Source organism: Komagataeibacter xylinus, from assembly GCF_009834365.1.
Taxonomy (GTDB): domain Bacteria; phylum Pseudomonadota; class Alphaproteobacteria; order Acetobacterales; family Acetobacteraceae; genus Komagataeibacter; species Komagataeibacter xylinus_D.
In genome coordinates this window covers 161,847-179,014 of record NZ_CP041349.1, presented here as the reverse complement: position 1 = coordinate 179,014, position 17,168 = coordinate 161,847, and the positions used below count along the sequence as shown (strand labels likewise).

The 17,168-nt window shown below is 59.6% G+C and carries 18 protein-coding genes; 6 read left to right on the top strand and 12 right to left on the bottom strand.

Annotation, left to right across the window (positions count from 1 at the left end):
* Positions 1-4: 4 nt before the first annotated feature.
* From FMA36_RS19610 to FMA36_RS17655, 10 genes are all read right to left on the bottom strand, one after another.
* Positions 5-406, bottom strand: a complete 402-nt coding sequence (locus FMA36_RS19610; RefSeq protein ID WP_240906601.1) for a hypothetical protein — start codon at positions 404-406, stop codon at positions 5-7.
* A gap of 274 nt (positions 407-680) precedes the next feature.
* On the bottom strand, positions 681-1,151 hold the full coding sequence (locus FMA36_RS17695) for a hypothetical protein (RefSeq protein WP_025440154.1): 471 nt from the start codon (positions 1,149-1,151) through the stop codon (positions 681-683).
* Between the two features lie 93 nt (positions 1,152-1,244).
* Complete coding sequence (locus FMA36_RS17690; RefSeq protein ID WP_159264257.1) at positions 1,245-1,790, bottom strand: hypothetical protein; 546 nt, start codon at positions 1,788-1,790, stop codon at positions 1,245-1,247.
* Between the two features lie 17 nt (positions 1,791-1,807).
* The gene (locus FMA36_RS17685; protein WP_240906600.1) at positions 1,808-2,509 is read right to left on the bottom strand and encodes a hypothetical protein; all 702 of its coding nucleotides are present in this window, start codon (positions 2,507-2,509) and stop codon (positions 1,808-1,810) included.
* Between the two features lie 531 nt (positions 2,510-3,040).
* The gene (locus FMA36_RS17680; RefSeq protein WP_110095204.1) at positions 3,041-4,279 is read right to left on the bottom strand and encodes a DotG/IcmE/VirB10 family type IV secretion system protein; all 1,239 of its coding nucleotides are present in this window, start codon (positions 4,277-4,279) and stop codon (positions 3,041-3,043) included.
* Positions 4,279-5,259: a DotH/IcmK family type IV secretion protein gene (locus FMA36_RS17675; RefSeq protein WP_102325803.1), complete on the bottom strand. Its 981-nt coding sequence runs from the start codon at positions 5,257-5,259 to the stop codon at positions 4,279-4,281. Before FMA36_RS17675 ends, FMA36_RS17680 begins: the two co-directional genes overlap by 1 nt.
* The gene (locus tag FMA36_RS17670) at positions 5,256-5,891 is read right to left on the bottom strand and encodes a DotI/IcmL/TraM family protein (RefSeq protein WP_053323851.1); all 636 of its coding nucleotides are present in this window, start codon (positions 5,889-5,891) and stop codon (positions 5,256-5,258) included. Before FMA36_RS17670 ends, FMA36_RS17675 begins: the two co-directional genes overlap by 4 nt.
* Positions 5,892-6,023: 132 nt before the next feature.
* A complete protein-coding gene (locus FMA36_RS17665) occupies positions 6,024-6,902 on the bottom strand; it encodes a hypothetical protein (RefSeq protein ID WP_180999767.1) in 879 nt (292 codons plus the stop codon).
* Positions 6,903-7,150: 248 nt separating this feature from the next.
* Positions 7,151-7,954, bottom strand: coding sequence for a helix-turn-helix domain-containing protein (locus tag FMA36_RS17660; protein ID WP_025440161.1), 804 nt, complete (start codon positions 7,952-7,954; stop codon positions 7,151-7,153).
* A 355-nt stretch (positions 7,955-8,309) separates the two neighbouring features.
* Positions 8,310-8,687 carry a hypothetical protein gene (locus FMA36_RS17655; RefSeq protein ID WP_102325804.1) on the bottom strand — a complete coding sequence of 126 codons (378 nt, stop codon included), beginning with the start codon at positions 8,685-8,687 and terminating at the stop codon, positions 8,310-8,312.
* Between FMA36_RS17655 and FMA36_RS17650 the strand changes: the two genes are divergently transcribed.
* From FMA36_RS17650 to FMA36_RS17625, 6 genes are read left to right on the top strand one after another with little or no spacing between them, the layout of a single operon-like run.
* Complete coding sequence (locus FMA36_RS17650; RefSeq protein ID WP_239020025.1) at positions 8,686-9,075, top strand: hypothetical protein; 390 nt, start codon at positions 8,686-8,688, stop codon at positions 9,073-9,075. The two genes, FMA36_RS17655 and FMA36_RS17650, sit on opposite strands and share 2 nt — an antisense overlap.
* A complete protein-coding gene (locus FMA36_RS17645; RefSeq protein WP_010511933.1) occupies positions 9,072-9,659 on the top strand; it encodes a hypothetical protein in 588 nt (195 codons plus the stop codon). The genes FMA36_RS17650 and FMA36_RS17645 overlap by 4 nt, the downstream gene beginning before the upstream one ends.
* Positions 9,659-10,843 carry a hypothetical protein gene (locus tag FMA36_RS17640; RefSeq protein WP_159264255.1) on the top strand — a complete coding sequence of 395 codons (1,185 nt, stop codon included), beginning with the start codon at positions 9,659-9,661 and terminating at the stop codon, positions 10,841-10,843. Before FMA36_RS17645 ends, FMA36_RS17640 begins: the two co-directional genes overlap by 1 nt.
* Before the next feature lie 9 nt (positions 10,844-10,852).
* The gene (locus FMA36_RS17635; protein ID WP_110095201.1) at positions 10,853-12,265 is read left to right on the top strand and encodes a hypothetical protein; all 1,413 of its coding nucleotides are present in this window, start codon (positions 10,853-10,855) and stop codon (positions 12,263-12,265) included.
* 22 nt (positions 12,266-12,287) lie between these two features.
* A complete protein-coding gene (locus tag FMA36_RS17630) occupies positions 12,288-14,648 on the top strand; it encodes a DotA/TraY family protein (RefSeq protein WP_110095200.1) in 2,361 nt (786 codons plus the stop codon).
* 23 nt (positions 14,649-14,671) lie between these two features.
* A complete protein-coding gene (locus tag FMA36_RS17625) occupies positions 14,672-15,169 on the top strand; it encodes a hypothetical protein (RefSeq protein WP_061275192.1) in 498 nt (165 codons plus the stop codon).
* A 405-nt stretch (positions 15,170-15,574) separates the two neighbouring features.
* Here the strand turns inward: FMA36_RS17625 and FMA36_RS17615 are convergent, their stop codons facing one another.
* Together FMA36_RS17615 and FMA36_RS17610 are read right to left on the bottom strand one after the other, a co-directional pair.
* Positions 15,575-16,111, bottom strand: coding sequence for a hypothetical protein (locus tag FMA36_RS17615; protein WP_061275198.1), 537 nt, complete (start codon positions 16,109-16,111; stop codon positions 15,575-15,577).
* Positions 16,108-17,112, bottom strand: a complete 1,005-nt coding sequence (locus FMA36_RS17610; RefSeq protein ID WP_167376464.1) for a thiol:disulfide interchange protein — start codon at positions 17,110-17,112, stop codon at positions 16,108-16,110. The genes FMA36_RS17615 and FMA36_RS17610 overlap by 4 nt, the downstream gene beginning before the upstream one ends.
* Positions 17,113-17,168 lie beyond the last annotated feature (56 nt).

The window sequence follows — 17,168 nt, the reverse complement described above, 5'->3', positions numbered from 1 at the left end:
CCTGTCACGTCATGACCGGTTGGGGATCGGCATCAAGCCATTCCCTGACAAGCGCCGGGTAGATGTCGGTGGGGCCGTTATGGAGACGGCCCAGGGGGAAGAGCCGGATGCCGTCCATCAGGGCGGTCGCGCTTTCATTGATCTGCGGGTCAGCCCGGTTCGCCATCAGCAGGGCAGTCGCCAGCAGTCGGGGAGAGGTTGTCTCCAGCCGCCGCCGGGCTTCGGTCGTTCGCGCGTGCAGAGCGCGGAGCACAGCGAGAGCGCTTTTGCATTGCGCAGGCATCATCGCGGTGTCCGACCCTGACGCGATCGCGTCCATTGCACGATGCCAGACGACATCCTGTCCGTTTGGCCCATTGCCGAGCGTCTGCATGAGGGCTTGATGCGCGCAGCGGGTCAGGGTCATGATGCGGGCCTGCGGCAGTTTCGGCCACCATATCAGGACGGCTTCGCGTTCAATGGCCGGACGGGTCGGATCCTGCAGGATGTTGCATAAGGCGCAGACAGGCCCGGGTCCGTCACCATGCCATGGAAACCTGCGACCAGGCGTTATCAGGCCGCAGCAGGCACATGTGAAAAGGCCCGGCTCACCCATCTCCCCGGCGTCTGGCGCTGACGGATCCCATGGGCGCGGCAGCAGCCGGAAAGACTGTGTGAGACGGGCCATTGCGATCGGGTTCCTAGCCGCCGCTCGTGAATTGATAGGCCTGAGCCTGCGTACCAACGGTTGCCGAGCCACCGGACGCGGTGTTGGCAGCCTTGTTGATCCACTGCGGACCCGTTGCGAAAAGACCGCACAGCACGATGCCGGCGATTGCCATACCGACCTTTCCGGGCGAACGGTTCTGTTCGTTGCGGCTCTGCCAGGCCGCCCATACGCCGCCGATGAAGCAGATGAAGGCAGCGACATACATGCATGCAGCAGCGACAAAGCCGCCCGCTGTCAGTCCCTCCTGGGCGGTGGCCTGCATCTGGGCCCCGATACCGTTTGCGCTGCCGGTTGCGGATTGGGCCAGCGCATGGCTGGCAATGAGGATCGGGACGGCCAATGTGCCAAGTGCCGTGACGGCACGCTGTCTGTATCCGGCCCGTTGTGTCACCAGACGCGTCAGTCGCGCCGCGCTGGTGGTGCCTGTGCGAGAGAGGTTCATGGTCGAGGGCTCCGTTGAAAGAGGGATCATGTCCCCCAAATCATTGTTCTGTCGGCAACATGCGACTTCGAACGCTTTCTTTGCGGACAGGACCTAGCCGGACGTTGTCCAGTGGTTCAGGATCCAGGTTGCTTCCTTGACGGGATTGAGGAGGATCACGCCGAAAACGAACTGGATGAGGCAACTGAGTTTTGAGCGGTTTGTTTTTCCGGTCGCTGACGCGTTCCACGCAACGACCGCCATGAACGCCGCCCAGGCGCCGAACATTTCGAAGAACAGGGCGAAATCACTGACGATTGACAGGATGGCATCCTCTGGGCCAGTCCCGGAAATGACGCTTCCCGTCGTCGCTTCCGTGTAGCCGGTGACAGAAGCTCCCAGCGCAACCTGCGTATCGAGACCGGCAGAGGTGGTGGATTTTGTGAGTATCCTGTCAAAAGTGGCAAAGACGCCGGACAGGACAATCCCGATCCAGGGCACCCAGGGACGGCCGACGAACGGGTTCTGGGGCTGGCGCTGCTGCCATAATCCCCATGCCCCGGTCAGGAAGGCAATCCACGCTGCAATATAGCAGGCCATTGGCAGCAGCCAGGCCATGGCGAGAGCGAGATCGTTGACGAGGTTGACCAGACCTTGCACGTCGATGTGTCCTTGCCTTACTGGATGATGCCGCGTTCAGCCTGGATCACCCACATCGTGCCGCGTTGAGAGATGGCGCGCACTCGACCATATCCGCGGAGATCGGTGCCGATTTCGATTTCGGACTGCGGCGGTTGTCCGGCCGGCGCAGCGTCGTCCTGCACCATGGCAAGCTGGGGAGATGCGGCAAGTATCCGGTAGTGCGGCGTCCATGTCGGGGGCGGAGCAGGAGGCATCTGGCGCATTTTCGCTGTCCGGGACGCTGGAGATTGCGGCGGCGTTGGTGCTGGCTGCGGCTCGGCCGCCGCCGCTTCCAGAGCTGCCCGTGCCTTGTCGGCCGCGGCGCGTGTGGCGGCCGGTCCATCTGACGGGGGTGCTTCGGCGTCGGCCACGGCTCGTTTCGCTTCGAGGAGCGACATCCGGCGGTTGAGATCCGAAGCCTTTGCCGTATCTGCGATACGCAGCCGGTCAAGATCCTGCCGGAGCGCTGCGATGTCGCTGCGGGTCCGCTGCACCAGTGCTGCTTCTTCCGTTACAAGCTGCAGCACCTGCAACTGGTCGTCCGATGTCATGGGAGCCGCTTGCAGCCGGGTTGCTTTCTGGACCGCATCGTCGGTTGGAACGGCCGTTTCGATGCCGATATCGTGTCTCTGCGTAGGCGTGTTCTCAGCCGACGGAGTTGCCGGTATTGGGTCGGCGGGATGGGGCGGCTTTTTCATCGCAAGGAGTGCCTTGAGATCCTCATCTGTAGCTGAGACCTGAGGTGCCGGGGGTGATGGCAATGATGTAGGTGAGTGCCCTGGCGCTGGAGACGCTTTGGGGCCTGCTGGTAGCGGGGCGGAAATCATTCCGACTTCCTGGCCCACGGGAGACGCCTGCCTCTTTGTTATGCCCATCACGAGGAAGAGGGAGAGCAGACTGCCGACGGCAGTACCCGCGATGATGACCTGCCTGCGGCGCGGAAGCGCCCTGAAAAGGGCTATTGCATGTGGAACGGGTCGGTTTCTGTCAGGTGCTGCTGTCACAGGTTGCGGGTGAGGAGAGAGAGGCTCGGCAATTGTGTCCGGTTCAGGCGAAGGGTCAGGCTCGGGCGTCGTGCCCAGCTTGCGAAACGGAACAGGTTCAATGCCGCGATCCGCGCTGAACGGATCCCGGGACGTCGTTGCGGTTGCGGCTGAGGTCATGGTGAATGCTGCCTTCTGGTAGAGAGTGCAGAATTCGCCGATATCATGCGACCGGTGCCCGAAAACTTACTTCTTCATGACGACGTCCGACATGAAGATCACGCCAACACTGACCTGAGCGGCAAGATTTACGCGCGGCTGGGTCGGCATCTGCTGCATGAGCGCGCTGTTGACCTGCGAGGCCGCTGCACCGGCCGCCACGCCCAGTTGTTGCGGGAAATTCAGTGACTGGACGTAGTTGACGTTGCCGAGGGCTCCGATCGAACCGGTCGTGTTCGACGTCATCTCGATCGCCTGCCCGAGCCCTTGGACAAAGGCGGCTGCGGCGGGAAGAACAAAGCGCTCGACGTATAGCTGGTCAACGCTTGAGGCCACCGCAGCTTCCATGGTGTCCGGCGCAACCACCATACCTTCGACCTGGATCGGGGTCGGATCATTCTTATGGAAGACCTGATCAACGCGGACAACCAGCCTGTTCAGATGTCCCCCGGCCCTTCTGACGGATGCTTTCATCCTGTCGCCAGCGAGTGGACCTGAATCAGCTTCCAGGATGATTTCTCCCCCGAGATCGCTGTTGGTTGCTGAAACCGTATGGGCGTAAATCCCCCGCCCGGCAGGAACAAGGACGCGGGAGAGGGCCGTCTGGGAATTTGCTGTCGCGGCCGAAGTTATTGAAGGGGAGACCACCGGTTTTTTTGTCTGTTCCCTTCCGATTTCCGTCTTTTCATACAGGACATTTGTGACAGGAAAGCGTCCATCAAGACGGCCCGCGAGATCCATGATCGCATGTCTGTATGCGGTGATGGCGTCTTTCTGGAGCTGTGGGTCACGTGGCATGGCTGCACGGAAGGCTGCATCCGTCTGCACTGGTACGACGGGAACGCTTGGCACGACCTCAGGCGCGTGCGGGGCTGGCGCTGCGGCGGCCTTGGCCAGCGCCGGGTTGACGTCCGCCCCGACCTCCTGGGCGACTGGGGGCGGGGGAAGCTTGTCGTCGGGATGGGCGGGCGTGCCCGGTGCAATATCGGGTGAATACGACTGTCCCGCAGTCTGTGCCCGACCTGCCTCGTCGCGGATCTGATCTTCGCGGAGTTCCTGCTGGCGCGGATTGGAATTCAGGCCGCCGGGCAGGGGGTTGGCGGCGGGCGGCCTGCCGGGGTCCGAGCGTGGAAGCTCCTTACGGTGGATGGTGGAGATGAGCAGCGTGACACCAAGAACGGTGCCTATACTCCCAAGGATTGCGAGCAGACGCCGGTTTCCGCCCCGCGACGCATCACTGAGCAGCTGGTTGAACCTGGGTTTCATCACTGTGCGTCCCTGATATGGGCCGAGACCGTCCGTCCCGCATCGGAGAGAAGGACAACGGGGGACTCATGGAAGGCATAGAGCGTGTATCCCCCTTCACCCTGCTCCATGCTGTCCGAGGAGGGCGTCATGAGATGAAGGCGCGTGCGAAGATAGACCTCGTTTCCAATCCGCCAGGCGCGTACGTCATCGGGTGAAATACCCTCGACGGCCAGCGGAACGGCTGACGCTGGTGGAATGCCGCTTAGCATGGCGTTCATGTAGGGCTCGCCTGTCGCGGGCACTCCGGGGCGGCTGTCGACCGGCTCCCGGGCATTGGGCCCTCCCTCGGACATGCGAACGGTCAGGTTGTCATCGTAGGATCCACGTCCCGCGATCAGCAGGAAGGAGACCGGCTTTGGCGCGTTCTGAAGCGTTACGAGCAGTCCACCTCTGGGCTGGAGCGACATCGGTTCGATATTGATGGTATTGGAGCCCTTGAACGGGACGCAGGTATAGAAACCCGTTGTCTCAACCGCAGGATTCCCGGCCGACGCGCCGCTTTTGCCGGAAGCACAGTTCGTGCTGCCGTCCGGGTTGGCGGAATTGCCAGACGTATTCCATGCGATCGGCCAGGGCTGTCCCGTGCTGTCCACGAAGGACAATGCGGTCGGATAGCCTTTTGTCGTAAAGATCAGGCTTGTCTGCTGACCAGGCGCAAAGGAGACACGGATCGCAGGGCGCGCATTAGGGGTCGCGAATTCCGTACCGACCTGCTCCGTGGCACGACGCACGTCCTTCAGGCGTTCCCCCAGCCGAAGGATTTCTTCGGGGGTGAAAGGAATGGCCTCATGCTCGGCCTCACCTTCGGCTGCCTGATCCTGATCGTCTGCAGGTGTCGTTGCCGCAGGCCCGGGCTGTGATGGCTGCTGTGCGAGTGCCGCAAGTGGCAGGATGGACAGGGTCAGCGGAAAGAGAGAAAGAATTCGCACGGTTGTCACTCCCTCCCCGACGAGACGACAAGCTGTTCGATGGCCAGTCCATCCGGGTGATCCAGGTCCTCCACGCGATCAATCGTCACGGTTGCCATCAGCATTTGCGTGTTCTGCTGGTTCACGTTTTCGCAGGTCTGGATGAAAGGAAACTGTATTACGTAGCGCGCGTGTCCCTGCACGACTGTCTCGGCGCGTACGGTCGCGGCCCGTGTCGGCTGCGCATAACAGAGCAGTTTTGCATCCCTGAGTTTCGCCAGATTCCCCTGCGTAATGAAAGACTTTGCAAAGGTGTTCCATCCGTTGAGCGTGTAGTGAGCGCCCGCGGTGTTCATCTGGGTTGGAAAATCACGATAGTTGATGTTGTAGGGTGCGATCGCCCATTTGACGGCCCAGCCGAGAAGCTGATCCTGGCCAAGTACCGGACTGGTGAGGGCCACGGCCGGTCGGGGAGCATTCTGGCCGTCAACGTAGAAATAGAGGGGTGTGGGCGGGTGTGCACGGATATAGGCGTCGTGCGCCGCGAACACGATGACCACGCCCGCCAGTGCGATGTTGAGCAGCAGTGATCTGTCTACAACAATCCCCTGAAAGTCGGGGTCGGTAAGCCGCCTGGTTACTGCGGAATTAAACAGCCGCATGGCGCGCCTCCCTTACGGGGGCATGAAAAAAGGTGGTCATCACTCTACTCTCATTTCCCGACGGTGATGAGAGCAGGCTGGAAGTCTATCTTGCGACCGGCACGTTTTTTCTTTGACGGTTCCCGCTACTACTCAGGCGGCAATGCCATGCGTGGCGGCAATGCTGCGGCGGTATCGTCTGCTGACCCGGTCACCACCCTTGCGGGTGGTCCAGAAAAAGCATCCGCTCTTGCAGAGGCATTCCCGCCGGATGTAGTGGTGTTCGCCGATATAATATTCGGCCCTCGCGTGAATGAACCAGGGCACTTTGGCGCCGCGTCGTGGCGGAAGCTGTTCCCAGCAGCTTTGGGATTTCAGCGCGCTTTCCGAAATAAGGAAGTCCCGCGCAATTTCACGCGGGTTCTGAAATGCAAAATGGCGGTATGCGATTTCAATGTTGGCGGCCTCGTGCCACCGTACCTTGTCTCCTCCCTTATGTCCTGTGAGGGTCAGCTTGTTGAGGCTGTTCCTGACAAGCCATGTCCGTCCCCGCCGGGCTTCATGAGGAAGCAGGGAGGCCTGTTCCCATGTCAGGACAGCTTCGGGATCTGCGGGAATGGCGCTCCGCTTTTCGGCAAGTATGGTCTCCGCCTGTATTTTTGAGAGCCTGATGCGCGGTGGCAGGCCAAGCTGCTTTCTTTTTGCACGCACGCTCCCGGCCGAGCGGCCAAGCATCTCGGCTATGTCGGCGGTTTTATCACCACAGAGCCAGCGTTGGCCAAGGATGAGCAACTGGGTCCTTGTCCATGCTCCCCTGCGTGCAGGCGCTTCATAAAAAACATTCTGGGGTCGGTCGGCCCATTGCGCGACTGACTCCTTTACCTCCTGCACTGTCAGGGTAAGCATTGTCGCTACAAGGACCTCGTCGCACAGCCTGGCATAGAGGGCGCGCGTCATTTCTGGCGTGGGATAGGTCTGAAGCCATGTAAACAGACCGTGTTTTATAACCTGGCCGAACGATGCTGACTTCATGGCGGTATGCCCTCGTCATCGCGTTTTCGGGATAGGCTGCGTGTTTTGGCAATAATATCTCTTAAGCGTTATATAACCGTCAAGAAATAAATAGCGCAGAACGCGCTAATATGACTCCGGACGCGGTTTCCGGTCCGCGTTGGTGATCAGCCGGGGCACATCACCTGGAATGGACAGTCCAAGGCATAGTGCCTGCCATAAGAAAGGAGACCCCTTTCCTGGCAGCCTCCATACCTTCATGCACCCGGTCAGTGGTTTGCGATATCGTCGAGGTGACCAATAATGGACTCGAGATCAGCGAGGGCTTCGAGTTGTGATTGCGCGGACATTGCCCACGCGGTCATGTCCAGGGAACGCAAAAGGTCTGCGTCGTCATGTATTCCCGGGATCAGGTAATAAACGGAGACAGACAGTCCTTCGGCAATGCGATAAACCGTTTCAAGGCTTGGATTTCTGAGTCCTGCTTCGATCAGGCTCAGGCTGGTCAGGGAAACGTGTGATTTATGGGCGATCTGGCTCGCTGTTGCCCCCTGAAGCGTCCTGAAGATCTGAATCCTGCGCCCAAATATCTCGAGGAGGTCCTGCCGTTCCCCCGAGGTGAAGGCGACACTGTGTGAATAATGATCGATCGGCAATCTGGCCGGTATTTCCGGCAGGTTAAACGTCTTTGAAATATTGCCAATAATGTCGCGTAATTTCTGGATTGCCAGATTGTAGTCCGAACACTGCTTCATGGTTTTTTTCAGCTGCGTGGCGGATGCCGCCAGATCCAGATGGGCAAACCATGTACCTTCTGGTGCACCTTGCGGAAGAATATCGCGCGGATCTATTTCAAATACCCGTAGCAGCGCCGATAATGTTTCCAGGGAAACCGGACGACCTGCTTCGATGCTCCGTATGACCGATACATTCAACCGTGCCAGTTTGGCGAGGTGCACCTGCGTCCAGTCAAGCGCCGTCCGCCTGTCATAAATGATTTCCCCGATGTCTTTATATAATTGGCCGGATGCAAATAAAGCCTCGGCTTGCATCTTGCCATTGTCATGGGACATTTTCGTTTACTCTCACGGCAGGCATTTTCCTCAGCAAAAGAAACTTCCAACATCCAGAAGATATCGACTGGCCGCGTCCTGACAGCGGATCAGCCGTGACGGAACGTCATGATAGTCGAGTTGGAGCCCGTAAAAAAGGTGTCTGAGGTCGCAAAGGCCGCTGCTCTGGTCAGGAGAGCTTGATGGAGACACTCATATGCCTGTTATGCCTGCCGTGGTTATGGCGCTGGCCTCTGGCCCCATATCTGCCACACCTGCCGCGTTTCATCTGGTCCAGACAACCTCTCCGGACACTCCGCCCCGGCCGGCATTGACGTTGCCCTCAACGGGGACGACCGGCGGGGAGACCTTACCCTCACCGGGAGATGCTGGTCAGGAAGGGCCGGGCGTATTGCCGGGTACTGGTACGGATCCTCGAACATCCGGCAATGTTCCAGCCCGTCGATATTTCCATATCGCCAGTGGATACGGAAAGCAGGTTCCACTTGGCTTCGCCGTACGCCAGATCGTTCCGCATGGGGTGCGCGTCGTGTTCGCGGCGGACGTGGACACCAGCGTTCCTGTTGACTGGCAGGGCGGCCGGGAATGGAACAAGGTTCTGGCGACCACGGTAGCCCAGGCGGGCGACGTCATTGATGTCGGCCATAATAAAGTCGCGGTCCGACATCGAATTCGCTGACCGGTCGCATGATGGCCCGACACCTTCGTCGTAACCACCCGAGGAAGGTTCCATGAACAAGCCCTCATCCGTCCGGAAATCCGGACCTCCTTCCCCGATGCCCAATGTCGCCCTTGCGCTGGATGCGCTCGGCGAGATCTGGCGCATCAGGGGCGGAAAGGACGTCATTGCGATGTTGGACAATGATATGACAGCGAGGACGGCCTGGTACGCCATCCTCGCTGGTGTTGCGCCGCATGAATGGCCTGATCTGGTCAGCTCCCTTGACGCGCTGATCCCCTATCTGCGCGGCCGCAGGGACCTGTTGTCGCCGGACAGCCCTTTTGGACGTGGCGTGATCTCGGAAAGCAGGCGCCAGGCGCTTCATCGCCTTCTTGCTCCGCAAAGGATTGCCCTGCTGGAGGCTGTGACGCGTCCGGCTACACGTCAGGAGGCCGCATGATCCGTCTGCGCTTCCGTGTCCTGTTGTCAGTGGCTGCCGCTCTTGTATCGATACAGGGGCATGCGCAGACCACGTCATCAGGCGCCTCTGGTGCCACGACATCTACGGGAAGCGTCGGCTGCGCCGCCCTGACCCAGGCGGCGGCAACAGCCGTAAACGAACGCGTCCAGGCCAACGACGCCTATGAAAAGCAGCCGGATAGCGTCAACGGCCTGTCCTGCCTGAGCAATTTTTTCAACGGCACCGGACTGAATCTCATCACGAACGGCCTTGACCCCGCAGCCCTCCTGCAGGCCGTCGAGGGCCAGATAGGCGGCCAGGTCTGTCAGGCCGCACAGGCGGCATGGGGTAACGCCATGGGGTCGACCCAATGTGGACTCAGTCTGTCAGGCGTTAACCTGGGGCTCGGTTTTGGCTCGAGTAGCGGACTCATGTGCCCGAGCCTGAGCTTCGGTGGTGGTGGTCCGCCAATTGCGACCGCCATTGCGGGGACGTCGAGCGGTACGACTGACCTGTATATCAACGGCTCTCCCCAGCTTCCGACCGGATACAGCCTGAGCAATCTCGTGGACGGAGTGTTCTGATGCGCAGGCTGCAGATGGTTGCCATTGGTGCCGCTTCGTGCGTCTGCGTGCTGGCAGTCACGCCGCGTCCGGCATACGCGCTTTTCAGTGATGCTGCGGTCGTTGCAGCGATCAAGCTTCTCCAGGCGTTCACGGGCAACGCCCTCAATACGATGACGAAAAACCTGACGGACAGCATCGATTCAAATCTCAGTAGCCTTGCAAACCCGAATTCCGTTGCGTCTCTCCTGACGAAGGGTTTCACGCAAGTTGCCAATTACGCGAAAGCCCAGGTCGGTGCCCAGTCGCAACTCATGGATGCCCAGGACGCGGCGATGGCCGGATTTCTACGGCGTCAGCAGGAAACCGGAATCCGGGACGAGCATATGATGAATCCGGAATTCTGCGCGGGCCTTGATGCCCAGCAGTCCACCGTGGCCGCGTCCAAGGCGGCTCGATCCGCGGTGTATGCCATTGCGACCGTGAGCGATCCCCGTGGTGAGGCAGGTCAGGGGACTCCCTCCTATTACGGCAAGTCACAGGGCACGGATGCGAACATGTCCCTGCACCTCAAGCGCTACTGTTCATCCGACGACGTGGCGCAGGGGCTCTGCTCTTCCGTGTCCCGGCTGCCGAACGCCGACCAGCGTGCCGCCAGCCTGTTCGGCGCCGATACCCTGTCCGCGGATGGCGCAGTGGATGCAGCCAATGATTATGCGACCACGCTCATCCAGCCGGTAGCGCCGGCGGCCCTGCGTGGCGAGCAGCTGTCCAGCCTTCGGGGACGTGAAGCCGCAACCCGGCGCCGGTCGTACAACAGTCGTATGTCTCTTGCCCGCTGGGTCACGGGCTACGTCACATCTCTTGGCGTTCCGTCCGTCACGCTGACGCAGGACCAGAAGGCCGAAATGACGGCCGAGGGGCTCGCACCGCTCGACAAGGCGTCATGGCTGCAGGCCATGGCGCTGGAAGTCAATCGCAGGGTCTCCAGCGTAAGCTGGAACGCCTCGCTCCAGGCAATGCCTCCCGCGTCCGTCATGCGCGAAGTTGCCACCGAGATGGCGCAGTCCAATTACCTTGCGCTGCAGAACTACCGTCTCGGGCTCTACCTCGTGACCATGGGAGCTGCCCGGGTTGCGCAGGAAGAAGAGGTCGCCTTCAAGGACGGCCTGACACCGATGCCTTCCCCCACGATCAATCCCTAGAGGTTTGCCATGTCTGAGGCCCAGCAGAAAACCGGCGATATCGAGGATGTGCTGAAAACCCTTGATCGCGTGCAGTCCGAATACAGGAAGCAGGCACCCGGGCAGGCCGCTGCATATGATCGGCTGCGGCAGGAATCCCGTGAGCCTGACGTCCATAATGATCCCGGCTTCCGTACGCGCGTCGCATACGCCGTGCAGGATGTAGAGCGCCTTTTGGGACCGACGCTTGAAAAGGAGCATCCTCTCCGCACCGAGATGACAGAGCGCGCGGCGCATTACCCAGGTCTGAACGAACCTGTGGTCGCTGCGATGATGCGTGAAACGCATCGCCTTCAGCAGCCAGAAGTAAACGCGATCCGGACACTTGCCAGCGAACTGGTTGAAGGACGTCAGGATCCGGACCACCCGGACATCGCGCACACCATCGAGAACCTGAGGGCGACCGTCTTTCCCGAACCAGGGCATCAGCCAGCGCCAGGGCATGACCATGCTGCCGGGTCTGCGCACGATGAGAAAGGTCAGCCGGACAAAACCCGTGGAATGGCGTCGCCGGGGGAGGGCGCTCCGCCTGGACCGGAGCAGTCGGCCAGCAGTCAACCCGGACAGACCCATACGACGGATCCTCAGAAGGACTTTCGAGAGAAACAGACAGGTCCGGCAAAAGACGCGCCGGAAAGCCGATCGACGATGGATGGCAACGGCACAAAGGAAAAGGCGGCAGCGAACACACGGGAAACGAACGGGGCGGCCAGGGATCAGGAGGACGTCAAGGTTATTCGCGGTGGCGGCTTTGCCCGCCTAGCAGAAGCGATTGCCTCGCGCATTGATAGCCAGCCTGCGAGCCCGGCATCATCGTGGATGGAAAAGGCCGCCGATTTCAGCACCCGGCTGCACAACGCGCGTGACGAAAAGAGCCTGGAGGCGACCGAACGTCTGGGAAAGCAGGCGGTGGAGGCCCTGCGTGACCTCAGGGAGCGGCCAGCTTCCTCCATCATGGCGGCGATTTCAGATGCAGGAAAGGGCGACCCTGACGGTGTTGCCGGTGTGTTGTCGGAGATGAAGGCCGGTGGCCGGTATGCGGATCTGCATAGCCAGTTTGTGACGGAGAAACAGAATAACCAGGCATTTGCGGCGCAACTGGAGAATGTCACCAGCAAGCTCGAAGCCTACGGAAAGGGAAGGGAAGCCGCCGAGGCAACAGGCCAGCGCATGGGAATGCCCGGCAGTGTGACGCAGCGCTTCACCCAGATCGATGCCGAGATCGGCAGGACTGCTGCCGAAGTGCCCGGAAAAAAAGAGGGGGCCAGTGCGCTGGAAGACATGAGCGAGAAGGTCCGCGAGATGATGCACAAGGCTGTGACTGCAGTCACGGATTTCATGACGCGGATGAATCCCGGTCCCACCGCCAGTCCTGCGCCGTGACTGTGCTGCTGGAGGACAAACCATGACGCCCTTTCGTCGCCCTGTATTTGCCATCCTGCCGCTTCTGTTTCTGTCGGCTCTTACCGTGTCCGCGGCAGCGCAGACGGTTGTTGCGACCGGTTCGGGAGATGCAGCCAGCAGCACGGGCTATAACGTGACATGGGACCTGCTTGATCCGGGCAGTGACTGGGCGGCGCAGGTCATCCGGTCCGTATTCCCGGTTTTCGGCCAGGATACGGGCGCGCCCAGCATCGGCAATGAGGCGACCGTCATAGGAACCATGATCGGGTGGTTCTCCGGGTTCGTCATGGCATTTGCGATGGCGGTCGTAAGCTATATCTACTTCATGAACATCCACCGGGGTGCAGAAACAGCGCAACTCCTTGGTAACAACCAGACCAGCATGTCGATCGTGCGGATCGGGATTGCGGCCATCCTGATGTGGCCGCTTCCGACAACCGGCTTCAATGCGGCGCAGGCCGTTGTCGTGCAGGGCTCGCTTTGGGGCATCGGTATGGCGAAGGTCGTCTATGACAAGGCGAAGCAAGCAATCGGACCAGACGGCAAGGTCATCGCACAGCCCCTTATCCCCGGCACAAAAGGGATTGTGACCGGTCTTGTGAAAAATGAGTTCTGCCGGGCCATTATTAACATTGCTGCGAATAACACGAACCTGATTGCGGCCCCGACCGGGCAGACCGTCCTGTCCGTGACCGGCGGGAAGATGGGAATCATCAACTATTCTTACAATATGGCAGCCGGCGCAGGAGACGGGACACCAGTTTGCGGGGCCGTAAGTCTGCAGGCGCCCAATACTGACGCAGTGAATCTGGCTGGTTTCCAGGTCGACCAGGCGGGTATGCAAAAACAGGTTCTTGATTCCGTGATCCTTGGCGACATTCGCAGCCAGGTTGCGCAGGTCGCGCAGAATTACTGGCAGACGAAAACGACAGCGTCCCTGGCCCCACTCATGACCATCATCGTCAATGCCACCAACGATTATGCGTCGCGTCTCACGACGCAGGCGGCACAACTGCGCTCGAAGCTTCAGGACACGGTCAACAATCAGACGCTAGCGCTCCACCAATGGGGGATTTCGACGAACGGAGATGCGGTCAACACCAGCAACCAGATGGATAATCTCGGGTGGACTGGCGCAGGAGCCTACTATCTCGAATTCGCGCGCCTCAATGGCCAGACCCTGTCTCTCATGACCGCAACGCCAACCATCACTACGCCATCCTATTCCGGTCTCGGAAACTATCTTGCCTCGGACATTGCGCCCCTGGTGCAGTCTGCGGACACCTTTATGGAGAACATCGACAGCATGGTTGCGACGCAGGATGGCGTGACCGCGCCAGGCGGGAATGCGGACCTGTACACGGGCGCGATACCGGGTGGAGACGGTGCAGGTGTGCTCGACCAGCTGTTCCGCGCTCTGCACCTGAACGATTATGCCCTGCAGATCGTAACCGGATTTATCGAGCCGTCCGGGACGAACGGCTACTGGACGGATCCGTTTGGCAATCTCATGTCACTTGGAAACTGGATGATCACGACTGCCCTTCTCACGATGGGCACTGCGTCGGTTCTTTCTTCTACGGCCGGGACCGTTGGTATCGGCGTGCTGTCGCTTCTGAGCGGGAATCCAGAAGGTGCCGTTGCGGCAGGGGCCGGGCACGCGCTGATGCACTTTTTTGGCGCGCCGATTATCGGCGGCTGTTTCGCCATGCTTATGCCAGGCCTCACTATCGCCTATGTCATCCCGATGATCCCGTTTGTCATGTGGATGTTTGCCGTGGCTGGATGGTTCATCATGGTCTGTGAGTCCGTGATTGCAGCGCCTCTGTGGATGCTCGCGCATATGACCATGAACGGGGAGGGGCTGCACGGTCATGCAAAACAGGGTTATGCCCTTCTGTTCAATGTCATCTTCCGGCCGGTGCTGATGCTGTTCGGGCTTTTCCTTGGATATTTTATATTTGATTCAGTGTCGTGGCTGATCCACATGTGTTTCGGCATTGCGGCCGGACTGGTGCTGTCAAACGGTTGGATTGTCAGCAACTTCCTCGGCATGATTGTTCTGGTTAGCCTCTTTGTCATGATTCATGTCACTTTGGCGTTCATTTCATTCAGGATGATCTCGATCCTGCCCCAACGGGTTCCCGCCATGATCGGATTCGGTGACGTGGATCGCGTTGATATCGACCAGTTCAGCAGGGACGCCGCCGTTGTCGGTATGGCGGGCACGTTGCTCTCGATTCAGCAGTCTCTGGCAGGAAATAAAGCAGATAATCAGAATGGGCCGGGACAAGGCAACGGTGGCATATCTTCTGGTGCTCGGGCTCTAATAAGTGATACAACAATGAAAAAGAGCGTCTGACTTTAGGGTCAGGAGGAACTGAGATGTCGAACTATGGTGGCCTGAGCGGGGCTGCAGCGTTCATGTTGGGACGTGCATCGCACCAGTACGAACAGACGCTGGGAAACTCCATACAACGTGCGCTTTACGGCCGACGGTCTGCGCGACCGACAGAAGCCGATGAACTCGCTGACCTGCTTTCGCAGATGACAAGTTTACTGCGACAGAAGAACGCGGAATCTGACAGACTTGAGGAGCATCTGCTCAGATCCAGGGAATATGCTTCTGGTCTGGAGGCTCAGATCAAAGACCTGAAAGACACCCTCGCTCTTGCAGATGCAGCAACTGCGCGGCAGGCAGCTCAACTCAAGGCTGCTGGGGACCGAGAGGAACGCCTAGCGTGCGATCTTGAGGCAGCCCACGACAAATACCATCGACTTAGCGATGAGCATACAGTGCTGAAGACTAAAGCCGAGAACATGGAACGACGGATTTGGGGCTACCTTTCCATGGAAAATGAATGGAGAAAGCGGCAGCCCTAGTCGCAAGATCTTTGGTCAGGATGGTCGCCTCTACGCGGGAGACCATTCGTGAAACATTTCATTCTGCCTCTTGTCCTCTCCCCATGGCTTGCGGCATGCAGCGCTGGCAACGTGTCATCCGCTGCCCATGTGCATGGCCCAAAGGCTCCCCCAACCAGGCATGCGCGTTATGATCCGCACGCTGCATACGGATCGACACACGTAATCTGGACACCCCCCACGTACGATCGCGCCGGTACGATCGTCCGGCCTGATGATCCACGGGCGATGTCGGGGCGCGAGGATTATGAACACGCCTCTTGGGCAACAGGCGCTCAGGGCGGCGACAAGAACGCGCCTCCCGGCACGTTCTGAGTGCTCCGCCGATCCTGTCTATTCACCAGCGCAATGCAGACGGACTTGCGCTTACGGCCTGCGGGGAATGAGGCTGTCGGCGGTGGCGACAAATTGGCGAGCGGAACCTAGGCGGCGTTCGCGGATCTGCCAGTTGAGCCACGCGTTCTGAAACGCCACGAGTGTCAGAAATGTCCAGAAGGGCGCGAACTCCAGCGCAGCAAGGATTTGGCTGCCCTTCCAGTGGGAAAGGAGCATTTCTCCGGTCCAGCCAAGAACCAGAACAACGGCGAGCATACTGGCAGCGAGCGCCCGCCTGTATGTCTCATGTTGTCTCTGATCGAGTAAGATCGCGACAACGCGGGGTTCGACGCCATATTCGGCAGCAATCGCGGCGATATCAATAGGGGTACCGTCTGGCGCCCGCGGGTTCTGCATGCCGGCTTTAGGCTTTAGTAATGCCTTCCCGAGGGCTTCAATCAGCGCGGCATTTCTCGTCACATCGGACCAGGCGACCAATGTACGTGGATCGCCAATCACCAGGCGGGCAAGCTTGCGCGTTCTTGCAAAAAAACGTCGCGGGCCGGTCTGGTCCTGTCGTGTCTTCATTGCGAGACCGAGGTGAGAAACGTGGCGACATCGGTGGGAACGCCGTCGATCCGGCCGATCCGGCCATTGCGGTGCATCCAGACGAAGGTTGGGGTCCCTGTGAGCCCTAGCTGCCGTGCAATCTCCGTATTGCGGACAAGCTTCTCCCCACTATCCGGTTCAGGTGCAGTCAATTCCGGGTTTAGACGACCGTTGACCCACGCTTGTGCCATTTCGTTTGCCGGAAGCGACAGCATGGCTCTCGCATTGACGGTACTAGCGCCATTATCCTCGTAATCAAGCAATGACAGCGGGACTATTTTCAGGCGAACTTTCCCGGCATCGACTGCGGGCTGAAGGATATGCATCGCCTTCATCGAGTAGACACATTGCGGGTCTATGAACATAATGACTTCTGGCGCTGAAGGTGTCCCTATAAGGCCTCCCGAGAGACCCTGGAGCCCGGACTGTTCGTTAGCGTCGGATGAAGCGCCAGAGATACTGATTTCTGGGACGGCTCCCGGAATGCCCCTGATCTGGTCTTTCGTGATATCCTGTCCGGTGGCGCCCCACATGCGGGCAGCGACTGCTGCCTTGCCATCCGGGGTCGCATAGATGACCTGAAAACGGTTATCTGCCCGAACAAACATTCCCCTGATGCCATCGACCGGTGCGAGATCGTGGGCGCGCGACCCGGCCAGGGAACGTAGGGTGTCGTAGGGTACCGGGATCAGCGTGCCGCTAAGCACGATCGCGTGGCTTTCCGGGGCGAAAAAGACCAGGAGTTCGTTCCGGGTATGGGCAATGCCAGCTTCGAAGCCGTGGAGATCGGGTAGTTTTTCGATGTTGGCCCCGGCGATCCCAAGGTGGGCAACTGCATCGGTCCTACCTTTATCATTGTGTTCCAGGGGCGGCCCTATGGTGTCGCTCCTGGACTCAATCGGAATAGACACAGAGCATTGCTGTCCTCGCGCTGGCACGTGCATGAACAGGAGAAATGGCAACACGTAGAAACTGCGCATGGCGGACTCCGGACAATACCTATGTCCCGTACGCCCTGATCACGCGACTACGATTA

Coding starts and splice junctions, on each gene's coding strand:
- FMA36_RS17660 (WP_025440161.1), bottom strand. CDS start 7,954: ATGTCCCATGACAATGGCAAGATGCAAGCCGAGGCTTTATTTGCATCC.
- FMA36_RS17625 (WP_061275192.1), top strand. CDS start 14,672: ATGTCGAACTATGGTGGCCTGAGCGGGGCTGCAGCGTTCATGTTGGGA.
- FMA36_RS17650 (WP_239020025.1), top strand. CDS start 8,686: ATGAACAAGCCCTCATCCGTCCGGAAATCCGGACCTCCTTCCCCGATG.
- FMA36_RS19610 (WP_240906601.1), bottom strand. CDS start 406: ATGACCCTGACCCGCTGCGCGCATCAAGCCCTCATGCAGACGCTCGGC.
- FMA36_RS17670 (WP_053323851.1), bottom strand. CDS start 5,891: ATGCGGCTGTTTAATTCCGCAGTAACCAGGCGGCTTACCGACCCCGAC.
- FMA36_RS17630 (WP_110095200.1), top strand. CDS start 12,288: ATGACGCCCTTTCGTCGCCCTGTATTTGCCATCCTGCCGCTTCTGTTT.
- FMA36_RS17680 (WP_110095204.1), bottom strand. CDS start 4,279: ATGAAACCCAGGTTCAACCAGCTGCTCAGTGATGCGTCGCGGGGCGGA.
- FMA36_RS17655 (WP_102325804.1), bottom strand. CDS start 8,687: ATGGAACCTTCCTCGGGTGGTTACGACGAAGGTGTCGGGCCATCATGC.
- FMA36_RS17695 (WP_025440154.1), bottom strand. CDS start 1,151: ATGAACCTCTCTCGCACAGGCACCACCAGCGCGGCGCGACTGACGCGT.
- FMA36_RS17645 (WP_010511933.1), top strand. CDS start 9,072: ATGATCCGTCTGCGCTTCCGTGTCCTGTTGTCAGTGGCTGCCGCTCTT.
- FMA36_RS17685 (WP_240906600.1), bottom strand. CDS start 2,509: ATGAAAAAGCCGCCCCATCCCGCCGACCCAATACCGGCAACTCCGTCG.
- FMA36_RS17665 (WP_180999767.1), bottom strand. CDS start 6,902: ATGAAGTCAGCATCGTTCGGCCAGGTTATAAAACACGGTCTGTTTACA.
- FMA36_RS17635 (WP_110095201.1), top strand. CDS start 10,853: ATGTCTGAGGCCCAGCAGAAAACCGGCGATATCGAGGATGTGCTGAAA.
- FMA36_RS17615 (WP_061275198.1), bottom strand. CDS start 16,111: ATGAAGACACGACAGGACCAGACCGGCCCGCGACGTTTTTTTGCAAGA.
- FMA36_RS17610 (WP_167376464.1), bottom strand. CDS start 17,112: ATGCGCAGTTTCTACGTGTTGCCATTTCTCCTGTTCATGCACGTGCCA.
- FMA36_RS17640 (WP_159264255.1), top strand. CDS start 9,659: ATGCGCAGGCTGCAGATGGTTGCCATTGGTGCCGCTTCGTGCGTCTGC.